Annotated in this window: 14 protein-coding genes; 9 read left to right on the top strand and 5 right to left on the bottom strand. The window is 73.7% G+C overall.

Features of this window, described 5'->3' with window-relative positions:
* Positions 1-55: 55 nt before the first annotated feature.
* The 3 genes from hisN to aroA form a co-directional block, all read right to left on the bottom strand.
* Positions 56-874: a histidinol-phosphatase gene (hisN, locus tag O7622_RS28640; protein WP_282311189.1), complete on the bottom strand. Its 819-nt coding sequence runs from the start codon at positions 872-874 to the stop codon at positions 56-58.
* A gap of 60 nt (positions 875-934) precedes the next feature.
* On the bottom strand, positions 935-1870 hold the full coding sequence (gene rsgA, locus O7622_RS28635) for a ribosome small subunit-dependent GTPase A (protein ID WP_282311188.1): 936 nt from the start codon (positions 1868-1870) through the stop codon (positions 935-937).
* A 162-nt stretch (positions 1871-2032) separates the two neighbouring features.
* The gene (gene aroA / locus O7622_RS28630; protein WP_282311187.1) at positions 2033-3334 is read right to left on the bottom strand and encodes a 3-phosphoshikimate 1-carboxyvinyltransferase; all 1302 of its coding nucleotides are present in this window, start codon (positions 3332-3334) and stop codon (positions 2033-2035) included.
* Between the two features lie 102 nt (positions 3335-3436).
* Between aroA and O7622_RS28625 the strand changes: the two genes are divergently transcribed.
* From O7622_RS28625 to O7622_RS28595, 7 genes are all read left to right on the top strand, one after another.
* Positions 3437-4144: an SOS response-associated peptidase gene (locus O7622_RS28625; protein WP_282311186.1), complete on the top strand. Its 708-nt coding sequence runs from the start codon at positions 3437-3439 to the stop codon at positions 4142-4144.
* Between the two features lie 212 nt (positions 4145-4356).
* Entirely contained in the window at positions 4357-4749 is a 393-nt protein-coding gene (locus O7622_RS28620) for a WhiB family transcriptional regulator (RefSeq protein WP_282311185.1), read from the top strand.
* A 96-nt stretch (positions 4750-4845) separates the two neighbouring features.
* Positions 4846-5457 (top strand): alpha/beta family hydrolase, encoded by a 612-nt coding sequence (locus tag O7622_RS28615; protein WP_282311184.1) that lies wholly within the window; start codon positions 4846-4848, stop codon positions 5455-5457.
* Positions 5458-5685: 228 nt separating this feature from the next.
* Positions 5686-6495: a sigma-70 family RNA polymerase sigma factor gene (locus tag O7622_RS28610; RefSeq protein WP_013288373.1), complete on the top strand. Its 810-nt coding sequence runs from the start codon at positions 5686-5688 to the stop codon at positions 6493-6495.
* Positions 6496-6497: 2 nt separating this feature from the next.
* Positions 6498-6785: a mycothiol system anti-sigma-R factor gene (gene rsrA, locus O7622_RS28605; protein WP_282311183.1), complete on the top strand. Its 288-nt coding sequence runs from the start codon at positions 6498-6500 to the stop codon at positions 6783-6785.
* 393 nt (positions 6786-7178) lie between these two features.
* A complete protein-coding gene (locus O7622_RS28600) occupies positions 7179-7394 on the top strand; it encodes a biotin/lipoyl-binding carrier protein (protein ID WP_013288370.1) in 216 nt (71 codons plus the stop codon).
* Positions 7391-7903, top strand: coding sequence for a GNAT family N-acetyltransferase (locus O7622_RS28595; RefSeq protein WP_282311182.1), 513 nt, complete (start codon positions 7391-7393; stop codon positions 7901-7903). The genes O7622_RS28600 and O7622_RS28595 overlap by 4 nt, the downstream gene beginning before the upstream one ends.
* Positions 7904-7909: 6 nt before the next feature.
* On the opposite strand, the gene O7622_RS28590 is transcribed toward O7622_RS28595, so the two are convergent.
* The gene (locus O7622_RS28590) at positions 7910-8485 is read right to left on the bottom strand and encodes a TetR/AcrR family transcriptional regulator (protein WP_282311181.1); all 576 of its coding nucleotides are present in this window, start codon (positions 8483-8485) and stop codon (positions 7910-7912) included.
* Between the two features lie 119 nt (positions 8486-8604).
* Between O7622_RS28590 and O7622_RS28585 the strand changes: the two genes are divergently transcribed.
* The gene (locus tag O7622_RS28585) at positions 8605-10194 is read left to right on the top strand and encodes an MDR family MFS transporter (RefSeq protein WP_282311180.1); all 1590 of its coding nucleotides are present in this window, start codon (positions 8605-8607) and stop codon (positions 10192-10194) included.
* A gap of 219 nt (positions 10195-10413) precedes the next feature.
* On the opposite strand, the gene O7622_RS28580 is transcribed toward O7622_RS28585, so the two are convergent.
* On the bottom strand, positions 10414-12015 hold the full coding sequence (locus tag O7622_RS28580) for a tetratricopeptide repeat protein (RefSeq protein ID WP_282311179.1): 1602 nt from the start codon (positions 12013-12015) through the stop codon (positions 10414-10416).
* A 185-nt stretch (positions 12016-12200) separates the two neighbouring features.
* Between O7622_RS28580 and O7622_RS28575 the strand changes: the two genes are divergently transcribed.
* Entirely contained in the window at positions 12201-13229 is a 1029-nt protein-coding gene (locus O7622_RS28575) for an SIS domain-containing protein (protein ID WP_282314257.1), read from the top strand.
* Positions 13230-13246: the final 17 nt, after the last annotated feature.

Genomic DNA, 13246 nt, shown 5'->3' with positions numbered 1-13246 from the left:
GCCAGGAAGCACCAACCGGAGGAAACCACCTGGCGAGGATAGAGGCTTCCCCGGGTCAGCGCTCGGCTGGACGGCCGAGGCGGGCCAGGATGTCGTCGTGCAGCGTGCCGTTGCTGGCCACGGCGCTGATGTCGGCCGAGCCGGCGCCGGCCGGCGCGGGCCGCCCGGCCAGATCCGTGATGATCCCGCCCGCCTCGGTGACGATCGGGACCAGCGCGGCGATGTCCCACAGCGACAGCTCGGGCTCCACCATCACGTCCAGCGCCCCCTCGGCCAGCAGCGTGTAGCCGTAGAAGTCGCCGTACGCCCGGCTGCGCCAGGTGTCGCGCATGAGCTGGAGCACCGCGTCCAGCCGGCCGGCCCGCTCCCACCCGGTCAGCGACGAGTAGCAGAAGCTCGCGTCGGCGAGCGCTGTCACGCCGGAGACCCGGATCGGCGTGCCGTCCGCCGGGCCGGTGCCGGCGAACGCGCCCGCGCCGAGCGCGCCCCACCAGCGGCGGCCCAGCGCCGGGGCGGAGACCAGGCCGAGCACCGGCCGATCGTGCTCCAGCAGCGCGATCAGCGTGGCCCAGACCGGTACGCCCCGGACGAAGTTCTTCGTGCCGTCGATCGGGTCGATCACCCAGCGCCGCCCGTCCGGGCCGGCCGGCGGCTGCTCGCCGTACTCCTCGCCGAGCAGGCCGTCACCGGGACGGTGGGCGGCCAGCAGCGCGCGGATCTCCCGTTCCACGGCGGTGTCCGCGTCGGAGACCGGGGTCAGGTCCGGCTTCGACTCGACGCGCAGGTCGAGCGCGCGGAACCGGGCCGAGGAGACGGCGTCCGCGGCGTCGGCGAGCAGGTGGGCGAGGGCGAGGTCGTCGGCGTACCCGGTCATGACGGACACGCTAGTGGCGGCGGCCCGGCCTTCGACGGCGGGTCGCCGCCGGTCCGCCGGTCAGGACCCGGCGAGCGGGTCGCCGGGGTTGCGCTCCGGCTCGCGCGGGTCGCCCTCACCGCTGCGGGAGGCCAGCAACCGGCGGTACGAGGCGAGCCGGCGCGCGTCCGCCTTCCCGGCGGCCACCCAGGCGTCGAGCGCGCAGTCCGCCTCGTCGGCCGTGTGCGGGCAGTTGGCCGGGCAGTCGACTGTCGCCTCGACCAGGTCGGGGAAGCCGTGCAGCAGGCTCTCGGCGGACACGTGGGCCAGCCCGAAGCTGCGTACCCCCGGGGTGTCGACGATCCAGCCGGTGTCGCCGTCGGCGCCGGGCTCGGCGGGCAGCCGGAGCGCCACCGCGCTGGTCGAGGTGTGCCGGCCCCGGCCGATCGCGCTGACCGTGCCCACCGCCCGTTCGGCGTCCGGGACGAGGCGGTTGACAAGCGTCGACTTGCCCACCCCGGAGTGGCCCACCATCACCGAGACCCGGCCGGCGAGCAGCGCCCGCAGCGCGGCCAGGTCGGAGTCCGGGCGGATCAGCACGTACGGCAGCTCCAGCTCGGTGTAGTAGCCGAGGACCGCCTCCGGGCCGGCGAGGTCGGCCTTGGTGAGGCAGAGCAGCGGCTCGATGCCGGCGTCGTACGCGGCCACCAGGCAGCGGTCGACGAACCCGGTACGCGGCGGCGGGTCGGCGAGCGCGCTGACGATCACCAACTGGTCGGCGTTCGCCACCACCACCCGTTCCAGCCGCCCCTCGGCGGTGGTCTCGTCGTCGTCGGCGGTACGCCGCAGCACCGAGGTCCGCTCGGCGATGCGTACGATCCGGGCCAGCGCGCCCGGTGCCCCGGAGGTGTCCCCGACCAGACCCACCCGATCGCCCACCACCACCGACTTGCGTCCCAGCTCGCGGGCCCGCATGGCGGTCACGAGCGGCGCGTCCGGCCCGGCGCCGGGGAGCACGCAGGTGTAGCGGCCCCGGTCGACGGCGATGACGAAGCCGTCGACGGCGTCGGCGTGCCGGGGCCGGGTGCGCGTACGCGGGCGCGACGACCGGCCCGGTCGTACCCGGACGTCGTCCTCGTCGTACTCGCGCCGCTTCGTCGTCAGGACGTCCCCCCGCTGTCAGTTCTTGCCTGTCACCATCCCCGACCATAGTGCCGGGAACTCCGGCATGGTCTTGGAGGTGCACGCCACGTCGTCGACCTCGATGCCGGGGACGGCGAGCCCGGCCACCGCCGCCGCGTGCGCCATCCGGTGGTCGGCGTACGTGCGGAACGTCCCGCCGCGCAGCGGGCGGGGCCGGATGTCCAGCCCGTCGCGGGTCTCGGTGAGGTCCGCGCCGAGCGCTGTGAACTCCTTGGCCAGGGCGGTGACCCGGTCGGTCTCGTGACCGCGGATGTGGCCGATGCCGGTGAGCCGGGACGGGCCGTCGGCGAGCAGCGTGAGCGCTGTCAGCACCGGGGTCAGCTCGCCCACGTCGGAGAGGTCGGCGTCGAGCCCGCGCACGGTGCCGGTGCCCCGCACCGTCAGGCCGTCGGTGCCGAGGCTCACCTCGCCGCCCATCCGGTGCAGCAGGTCCCGGAGCCGCTCGACCGGCTGGAGGCTGCTGCGCGGCCAGCCCTGCAGCGTCACCTCGCCGCCGGTCACCAGGGCGGCGGCGAAGAACGGCGCCGCGCCGGACAGGTCCGGCTCGATCTCCCAGCCACGCCCGGACAGCGGGCCCGGCTCGACCGTCCAGACGTCGGGCGTGGTGTCGTCGACGGCGGCGCCGGCGGCGCGGAGCATCTGCACCGTCATCCGCAGGTGCGGCGCGGACGGCACCGGCGGCCCCTCGTGCCGGACCACCACGCCCCTGTCGAAACGCGGCGCGGCGAGCAGCAGACCGGAGACGAGCTGGCTGGACGCGGAGGCGTCGATCACCACGTCACCGCCGGTCACCCGCCCCGCGCCGAGTACGACGAGCGGCAGGCTGCCGGCCGGGGGTGCGTCGATGCGGACGCCGAGCGTGCGCAGCGCGCCGATCAGCGGCCCGAGCGGGCGGGTCCGGGCGTGCGGGTCACCGTCGAACGTGACCCGCCCGGCGGCCAGCCCGGCCACCGGGGGCAGGAAGCGCATCACGGTGCCGGCCAGGCCGACGTCGACGTGCGCCGGGCCGGCCAGCGGATAGGGACGGACCAGCCAGCGGTCGTCGTCCGAGACGGACATGTGGGCACCCAGGGCGCGCAGGCCACCGGCCATCAGTTCGGTGTCCCGGGCGCGCAGCGGATGGGCGAGTGTCGACGGTCCGCCGGCGAGCGCGCCGAGCACCAGGGCGCGGGCGGTCATCGACTTGGAACCGGGCAGGCGCAGCGTCGCGGCGACCGGGTCGCTCGCTGTCGGTGCGGTCCACGGCTGCGGCGGAGGCGTCGCGGTCGGATTGCTCACCGTTACATTCTGCCAAGCTCGCGGTCCGGTGGAACCGTCCGTCGCCGCTGCTCCCGTTGGGCGGGACAGCCGGAACGTCCGGATGCGGCTAGCGTGGGCGCCATGTGCGGGAGGTACGCCACGACCCGGAGCGCCGCCGATCTGAGCGCGCTGTTCGAGTCGGCCGACGAGACCGGTGGCGTGGCGCCGGACTACAACGTCGCGCCGACCGACCCGGTGCCGCTGGTCCGGCTCGCCCCGGAGGGGCACCGGCTGCTCTCCCTCGGCCGCTGGGGCCTCCTCCCGCACTGGTCGCGCAGCGCCGCCGGGGCCGCCCGCATGATCAATGCGAGGGCCGAGACGGTCGCCACCAGCCGGGCGTACGCGCCGTCCTTCGCCCGCCGCCGCTGCCTGGTCCCCGCCGACGGGTGGTACGAGTGGGTCCGCCTCGCCGACGGCGGGCGCCAGCCCTACTTCATGACCCCGCGGGACGGCTCGGTCCTGGCCTTCGCCGGCATCTGGTCGGTGTGGGAGTCGGCGGGCGTGGCCCGGCTCACGTTCAGCGTGCTCACCACCGCGGCGGTCGGCGAGCTGGCGGAGGTGCACGACCGGATGCCGCTGCTGCTGTCGCCGGAGCGCCGGGCGGGCTGGCTCGGCCCGGCCGAGGAGCCGGCGGAGCTGCTCACGCCGCCGGACGCCGGCCTGCTCGCCGGGCTGGAGATCCGGCCCGTCTCCCGGGCGGTGGGGGACGTCCGCAACGACGGCCCGGAGTTGATCGCCGCGGTGGCTTCGGCGGGTGCCGGGACGGCCGCCGGACCGACGTTGTTCTGATCACGCTCCGCCACATTTGCGTGCCCTGTTTGCCGGGGTTGGGCCGGAAAAGTCGCCCGGACGTTCAGTCAGTTTCATTGAAGACTCTTGTCCTTACGTTCTCGAATGCGATAGAACACAGCGCCGGTGATGGGCGTCTGTTCGCACGGGGCGGATGGCACCCATCGATCTTGTGAAGATCTATGCCGGTTCCCACGGGGGAGGTGGGTGTATTGACACGGGCACGTATGCCGCGTCCGCACGAGGTAGCCGCCGCGCGATGCGATCCGCGACTGCTGCGGGCGCTGAGCGAACGACGCCAGGACGACGCGTGGCGCACCAGAGGTACCTGTCAGAACGTCGATCCGGAGACGTTCTTTCCGGCACCGAACGAACCGGCCGACGCGGCGGTGGCGCTCTGCCGCACCTGCGACGTCCAGGGCTCCTGCCTGGCCTGGGCGCTGGAGGTGGGCGACTGTCACGGCGTCTGGGGCGGCACCACGCCGCGTGAGCGGCGCGCCATGCTGGTTGCCTGGCGCAGCGAGGTGCAGCCGGATCCGGACGCGCTCGACGACGCCGGTCCGCCGGTGCGCGACCGCCTCCTCACGCTGGTCCCGCTGAGCTGATCCCGACGCCGCCCGTGGCCCGCTCCGGCAGGCCGCGGGCGACGTCCGTTCCGTGCCCGATCACCGGCGGGGCGGCCGGCCGCGCAGAATGAGCCGGTGCGGCACGACGACGAGATCGACACACCACGGGGGCCCGCCCGGCTCCGCTTCGACACACCAGCCGACGGCACCACGGTGCTGGTGCTCGGTCACGGCGCCGGCGGTGACGTGGACGCGCCCGACCTGACCGCGGTGCGGGCCGCGGTGCTCGCCGCCGGGGCCGGGGTGGCCCTGGTGACCCAGCCGTACCGGGTCGCCGGGCGACGCGCGCCCGCTCCCGCCGGGCACCTCGACGAGGCGTGGACGGCGGTGCTGGCCGGCCTGCGCCGGCGCGCCCCGCGGGTGCGTCACTGGGTGGTCGGGGGCCGGTCCAGCGGCGCCCGGGTGGCGTGCCGTACCGCCGCCGCCGTCGGGGCGGCCGGAGTCGTCGCACTGGCGTTCCCGCTGCACCCGCCGGGACGACCGGAGCGATCCCGGGCCGGGGAACTGCTCACCGGCCTGCCCACGCTCGTCGTCAACGGCGACCGGGATCCGTTCGGCGTGCCCGGGTCCGGCCCCGGCATCGAGGTGGTGGTCCGGCCGGGGGAGCGCCACGACCTGCGCCGCGACCCGGCCGGCACGGCCGCCGTGGTGCGGGACTGGCTGCGCGTACAGGGGTGGTCGTCCTGACCGGGCGGCGCGCGGCGTGACCGTCCGCCGCGGCGGGTCGTTGCACCGGTTGGTGCCGGCCGCCCGGTTCGGGCGCGCCGGGGCCACCCTCCCAGGCCCTTCCTGGTCCCAGCGTCGGTCGCGGCCGAGGCCGGGACCAGGATCGGGTGGGGCCGGAGGAATGCCACGCCCCACACCTCGCGTTACCTCCCTTGGACGACGACAGAGCCAGCGCGAGGGGGGTGACCGGTGCCGATCGAGACACGGAGCCGGGAACGGGACGAACGGGACGAGCGCCAGCTCCGGCGGCTGCTCGACGCGCCGGAGTGGCCCGCGGCGGCGTCGGTCGTGAGCACCGGCACACACTCCGGAAGTGAATCTGCCGGTAGGTGGGTACGCGTATCCTCGGCGGGAAAGCATCCGACGCGAGGGGATGTGCGGTTGACCACCGAGAAGACGGACGAGCGCAGGGCCCGCTTCGAGCGGGACGCGATGCCCTTCGTCGATCAGCTCTACGCTGCCGGACTGCGGATGACCCGCAACCCGGCGGACGCGGAGGACCTGGTTCAGGAGACGTACCTGAAGGCGTACGCCGCCTTCCACCAGTTCGAGCAGGGCACGAACCTGAAGGCCTGGCTCTACCGGATCCTGACCAACACCTACATCAACACCTACCGCAAGCGGCAGCGCCAGCCCATCCAGGCGCCGACCGAGGAGATCACCGACTGGCAGCTCGCCGAGGCGGAGTCGCACACGTCCAGCGGCCTGCGTTCGGCCGAGACGGAGGCGCTCGACCGGCTGCCGGACAGCGACGTCAAGGAGGCCCTCCAGCAGTTGCCGGAGGAGTTCCGCCTGGCGGTCTACCTGACCGACGTCGAGGGCTTCTCCTACAAGGAGGTCGCCGACATCATGGGCACGCCGATCGGCACCGTGATGTCCCGCCTGCACCGTGGCCGACGTAATCTGCGGAAGCTGCTGGAGCAGTACGCGGCGGAGCGGGGTTTCAGCGCCGCCTCGTCGAAGAAGGGTTCGACCGCCGCCGCCGGCCGGGAGGTGTGACCGTGAGCTGTGGACGACCGCACGAGACGGACTGCCACGAGGTCCTCGCCGAGGTTTACCTCTACCTCGACCTGGAGTGCGCCGAGGAGCGCCGGGTGCTGATCCGGCACCACCTGGACGAGTGCGGGCCGTGCCTGCGCGAGTTCGGCATCGAGCAGGAGGTCAAGGCGCTCGTGGCCCGGTGCTGCGGCAACGAGGCGGCCCCGGAGAAGCTGCGGGAGCGGTTGCGCCTGCGGCTGACCGAGCTGGTGGTCTTCGAGACCACCGAGTCCCGCGAACTGGCGGACTGACAAAGCGACGCGCAACGGCCCGGGTCCGATCACGGACCCGGGCCGTTGCGCTGTCCGGCGACTGCGCCGCCTGATCGGATGATCAGGAGTTGGGGCGCTTGCCGTGGTTGGCGCTGCTCTTCTTACGGGCCTTCTTCTTGCGGGCCTTCTTCGCCATGCTCTGCCTCCTTGTGCTGGTCACGGTTCCGTCCGCGGCGAGGCGCGGCGGAGGTCGCGTTGTGGCCCACCGGGCTCGCCGGCGGCCGACCCGCACGATGCTAGTGCCGTCACCGCCCACCGGGGCGCGGCGGGGCGGATCGCGGCCCGGTGGTGCGCGGCCCGGCGTGACAGGCGTCATGATTGGATACCGTTCGCAGGATTGTCGGGGAGCTGTCGGGGAGAGGGAGGGCCGAGATGGCCGAGGAGATCCGCGCCGAGATGGTGGCGAACGTCTGGAAGGTCGTCGTGTCGGCCGGCGACACGGTGTCCGAGGGCGACACCCTGGTCATCCTGGAGTCGATGAAGATGGAGATCCCGGTGGTCGCCGAGTCCGACGGCGTGGTGCAGAAGCTCGCTGTCAACGAGGGCGACGTGGTGCAGGACGGCGACCTGATCGCGGAGATCGGTTGACCGGCCTGCGGGTGCGCCGCGCCGAGCCGGCGGACTTCCCGGTCGTGGCCCGGCTGACAGTCGCCGCGTACGAGGCGGACGGCCAGCTCAAGGACGAGAGCGGGTACGCGCCGGTGCTCGCCGACGTGGCCGGCCGCGCCGAGACCGGCGAGGTGCTGGTGGCCGTCGACGACGCCACCGGCCAGGTGCTCGGCGCGGTGACGTTCGTGCTGCCCGGCACCCCGTACGCCGAACTCGCCGGCCCGGGCGAGGCCGAGTTCCGGATGCTCGCTGTGGATCCGGCCGCGCAGGGCCGGGGCGCGGGCGTCGCGCTCGCGGCCGCGTGCGTGGCGCGCGCCACGGAGCTGGGCTGCACCGCTGTGGTGATCTGCGTCCGCGCCGGGATGGCGGCGAGCGCACGCCGCCTCTACGAGCGGCTCGGTTTCGTCAGGTATCCGGAGAAGGACTGGACGCCGCTGCCCGGCATCGACCTGCGCGGCCTGCGGCTGGACCTGACCGCGGCGGGCTGAACCGGCTCAGCCCTGGCCGGTTTCGCCGATCTTGGCGAGCAGCTCGTCGGCCACCTGGAGCGCGATCCGCTTGCGCTCGTCGTCGGTGATGCCCGGCACGCGTACCGCGAACCAGCTGCTGTGCACCGCGAACAGCGTGAGCGCGGCGCGGAGCTGGGCGGCGGGCGAGTCGTCGCCCCGGCACAGCTCGTGCGCCAGCCGCATCATCCGGTCCCGCATCTGCTGGCCGGCGACCAGGCTCTTGAGCACCGTCTGGTTCTGCTCGAAGAAGCGCATCACCTGGGGCAGGTCGCCGGCGAACATGCTGTCGGCGTACCGGCCGATCAGGGCGCGCCGGGTCGCCAGCGTGGGCGGCTGGTCGGCCGCCCAGGCGATCAGCTCGTCCATCCGGCGCAGCCGGTCGTCGACCAGGCTGGTGACGATCTCGTCCTTGCTCTTGAAGTGGTAGTAGAGCGCCGCCTTGGTCACGCCCAGCCGCTCCGCGATCTCGCGCAGCGACGTCTTCTCGTAGCCCTGCTCGGTGAAGAGTTCCAAGGCGACGGCCTGGATCCGCTGCCGCGTGCCACCTGTGGTCTCCCTCACCGGCCGACATCCTTCCAATCCGCTTGACGTGCGCCCGCCATCAGCTTACCGTCCGGCTAGTAAGCAAACTAGCCGGGCGGCAAGTAAGTCGATCATCCGATCTGCGGGGGAGCCTACCGATGAGCCAACCAGCCCAGGTGACCACGAGACCCAATGTCCGGGTCGTCCTGTTCGGTCTGATGATCGCGATGATGCTCGCGATGCTCGACAACATGATCGTCAGCACCGCGCTGCCGCGGATCGTCTTCGAGTTCGGCGGTGCCGACCACTTCACCTGGGTGGTCACCGCGTACGTGCTGGGCACGACCGTCTCCACGCCGATCTGGGGCAAGCTCGGCGACCTGTACGGCCGCAAGACGGTCTTCCTCACCGCTGTGGTCGTGTTCCTGGTCGGCTCCGCGCTCTGCGGCATGTCCGGCTCCGGCGTCTTCGGCGGTGCCGACACCGGCATGACCGAGCTGATCGCGTTCCGGGCCGTCCAGGGCCTCGGCGCCGGCGGCCTGATGGTCGGCGTCATGGCGATCATCGGTGACCTGGTCCCGCCCCGCGAGCGGGGCCGCTACCAGGGCATGATCGCCGGCATCATGGCCATCGCCATGGTCGCCGGCCCGCTGGTCGGCGGTTTCATCACCGACAACCTCTCCTGGCGCTGGGCGTTCTACGTCAACCTGCCGCTGGGCGGCGCGGCGCTGCTGATCCTCGCCACCACCATGCACCTGCCGAAGTACCGCACCGAGCACAAGATCGACTGGCTGGGCGCGGCGCTGCTGTCCGTCGGCATCACCGCGATCGTGCTGGTGACCACGTGGGGCGGCAACGAGTACGACTGGGTATCGCCGCAGATCCTCGGCCTTGCCGTGCTGGCGGCGCTCGCGCTCGGCGCGTTCGCCATCGTGGAGCGGCGCGCACCGGAGCCGATCCTGCCGCTGAGCCTGTTCGCCAACCGCAACTTCGCGCTGATCTCGGTGATCGGGTTCCTGCTCGGGTTCGCCATGTTCGGCGCGATGAACTTCCTGCCGTTCTACCAGCAGACCGTGCAGGGGGCGTCGGCCACCAACAGCGGCCTGCTGCTGCTCCCGCTGATGTTCGGCATGCTCGTGGTGTCGCTCGTGGTCGGCCGGACCATCACCAAGACCGGCCGCTACCGCGTCTTCCCGATCGTCGGCGGCGTGGTGATGGTCGCCGGGATGGGCCTGCTCAGCCTGCTGGACGTGAACACCGGCAAGGCGCAGTCCTCGCTCTACATGATCGTGCTCGGCGTCGGCATGGGCTTCCTCATGCAGACCTCGATGCTGATCGCGCAGAACAGCGTGGAACAGAAGGATCTCGGCGCGGCCAGCGGCGCGGCCACCTTCTTCCGGTCCATCGGCGGCTCGTTCGGCGTCTCCCTCTTCGGCGCGATCTTCGCCAACCGCCTCGCCGGCTCGGCCGCCGGTTCCGCGTTCGCGGGCTCGGGCGGCGAGGGCGGCGCGATGGACCTGGAGGCGCTCAAGAAGCTCACCGGCCCGATGCGCGAGGCGGTGCTCGGCGGCCTGTCCGACGCCATCTCGCACGTCTTCTTCTGGGCCGTCGTCTTCACAGTGGCCGTACCGGTGCTCGCCTGGTTCATCAAGGAGGTGCCGCTGCGCGCGACCAACGACGCACCGCCGACCGGCGCCACACCCGAGGACGAGGCCGAGGCCGCGCTCGGCAAGGCCCCCGTCGCCTGACCCACCGTCGCGGCCCCGCCACCCCTGCCGGGTTCCGGTGCGTGGTACCGGGGCGCCCTTGTGCCCGCTGCTCGCCAGCTCGGGGAAGTGGCGGGGTCGAGGGCGAGTCGATCGCGCCACTTCGGCGAAGTGGCGGCGGTCGGCGAGGTGGTGAGGGGCGGTCCACCTCGGGGAGACGGCAGGGAGACGGGGGCTCGCTCGGGACGGACGCGGCTGCGCTCAGCCGCGGCGGAACAGGGCGGTGAGGCGTCGCCGGAGACGCCGCAGCGGGCCGCCCTCGGCACCGGCGATCAGCCGGTCGGCGATGGCGCGTACCGCCGGATCGAGGGCCGGCGTGGCCCGCGCCAGGTACGCCAGCGACACCGCCACCGGGGTACGCCGGCTCGGCCCGGCCGCCACCTCGGCGATCCGCCCGGACACCAGCGCGGCCACGTCGGCGCGCGTGTCCGGGTGTACCCAGGCGGCGGTGACCAGGGCGAACAGTGCCGCCTCGGTGGCCGGGCCGAGATCGCCGGCGGCCAGTTCCCCGAGCACCCGCCGCCGGGTCGACAGCTCCCACGGCTCGTCGGTGCGGTGGTGCAGCAGGCCGAGGCAGGCCCAGACCTGCGCGCAGCGCGTCCACAGTGCCGGATCCTGACCGCCGAGCACCCGGCCCAGCGCGGTCGCGGGCGCCTGCGGCGGGTGTGCCAGCAGGGCGAGCAGATCGGCGAGGTCCAGTGTGGCCAGCCCGACTGCGGCGTCATACGCGGCCGGGGGGTGCGCCCACGCCGGGTGCGCGAGCTGCTGGAGCCGCCGTACCGCCGCCGCCGAGGGAGCCGGACCGTCGGGGGCCGGGGCGTCGTCACCCGCCGGCGTCACCTGCCCGAGCCAGGGGCGGCCCCGGCAGCACTCGGCGAGGTCGCCGTGCTCGTGCGTGTCGTCCGGGTGGTCACGGACGAAGTCGGCGAGCGCCACCAGGTGGTCCACGTTCCCGTCGCGCAGGTAGCGCAGCCGGTGCGCGGTGTGCACCGCGCAGTCGAAGGTGGGATCCTTCGCCAGCGCCCGGTCGATCCAGCCCAGCGCCGCGTCGAGCCGGCCGTTGTCGGCCAGCGTGCCGGCGATGTCCGCGTAGACGGCGAGGTCGTCGGGATCGAGCGTGACAGCGCGTTCCAGCGCGGCGAGCGCCTCGGCGGTCCGGCCGGCGCTGCGGTGCGCGTACCCGAGCCACACCTCGCCGAGTTTGGTGGGCTGTGCGCGTACCCCCCGGGTGGCCCAGGTGACGGCGAGGGTGACCTCGCCGAGCCGCCGGGCCAGCGCGGACGCCGCGCCCAGCAGCAGCGGATGGGCCGGATGGACGGTGATCGCGTTGCGGGCCAGCGTGAGGTACGGCGCGAGCGGCTCGCGCAGCCGGCGCGGCGCGGGGTCCGGCGCCGCCGCGCAGACCTGCATGAGGATCCGGGCGGTGCGCTCGGGATCGAGGCGTTCCGGCAGGTCGGCGGCGGTCACCCAGGGTACGGCGGCCCAGGGCGCGGCCGGGGCGTAGCCGGTGGCGGCGGCGAGCAGGTCGAGCCCTTCGGCGGGGTGGCCGGTGGCGGCGAGGAGGTGCGCTCGGGCCACCACGGCGCCGACGAACGCCTGCTGACCGAGCGGGAAGAGATCCAGGTCGCCGCCGCTCGCCGCGTTCAGCCGGGCGAGCGTCTCGTGCGCCTCGGGCAGCGTGGGGGAGCGGACCAGCGCGGCGGCCACGTGGTCGGCGGCGTGCCGCAGGTCGCCCTCGCCCAGCGCCAGCCGGGCCAGCGCGAGTTCCTCCTCCGCCGAGAGCGCGGCGTCGTCCTCGGGCACGTCGTCCTCTCGCCGGGTCGGGTCGGTCAGCCGGGCAAGCCTAGGGGATCTTCCGTCGGTTAGTGATCCACTGCGCACTCCTGCTCGTTGCGTTGATTGAGGCTACTGAAACGTGCAAGACTGAGCATAGAACGCGCGGGAAACGCGCAGAAGGAGGTTCCGGAGTGACGCAAGCAGGGGCCGGTATGGCCGCCGACATCGACGAGCAGCCGGCCGGTTACGAGCGGCTGCTCTCCACCGAGCACGCGGCGGCCATCGCCGAGGTGGCGGCCGTCGTCGCCGAACGCCGCCCCCGGCACGTCGTCTTCACCGCCCGGGGCACCTCCGACCACGCCGCGCTCTACGCGGCCTACCTGACCGAGATCCGCCTCGGACTGCCCGCCGGGCTGGCCTCCCCGAGCGCGATCACCGTCTTCGGCGCCCGGCCCGACCTCTCCGACGCGCTCGTCGTCGGCGTCAGCCAGAGCGGCGGCTCGCCCGACCTCGCCGAGGTGCTGCGGGTCGCCCGCGCGTCCGGCGCGCTCACCCTCGCGGTCACCAACAACCCCGGCTCGCCGCTGGTGGAGACCGCCGAACTGAGCGTCGACATCGCCGCCGGTCACGAGCGCGCGGTCGCCGCCACCAAGACCTACACCGCCGAGCTGCTCGCGCTGCTCATGCTGATCGAGGGCGTACGCGCCGGCGACGGCGTGCTGCCCGCCGAGGAGCACGCCGCCCTGAGCCGCCTGCCCGAGCTGGCCGCGCAGACGCTCGCCGACGACACCCCGGCCCGGCTCGCCCCGCGCTACCGGTTCGCCGCCCAGCTCGTCACCACCGGCCGGGGGTACGCGTACCCGACCGCCCGGGAGGCGGCGCTGAAGCTGATGGAGACCTCGTACCTCCCGGCGCTCGCCTTCTCCGGCGCCGACCTGCTGCACGGCCCGCTCGCCATGACCGACCCGGACGTCCCGGTGCTCGCCGTGGTCGGCTCCGGCCCCGGCGGCACGTCCATGCGCGAGGTGCTGCCCCGCCTCGGCGAACGCCGCGCCGACGTGGTCGTGGTCGGCTCCGCCGACGTCGGCGAGACCCGGATGGCGGTGCCCGAGGTCGACGAGCGGTACGCGCCGCTGCTCGACATCCTCCCGCTGCAACGGCTCGCGCTGTCCCTGGCGCTGACTCGGGGCGAGGACCCGGACGCGCCGCGCGGCTTGAAGAAGGTCACGGCGACGATGTGAGGTCCGGCGTGGCACGC

The organism is Micromonospora sp. WMMD1076, assembly GCF_029581475.1.
Lineage (GTDB): Bacteria > Actinomycetota > Actinomycetes > Mycobacteriales > Micromonosporaceae > Micromonospora > Micromonospora aurantiaca.
Note: the sequence above shows the minus strand (reverse complement) of the source record. Positions and strands in the feature narration are given on the sequence as shown.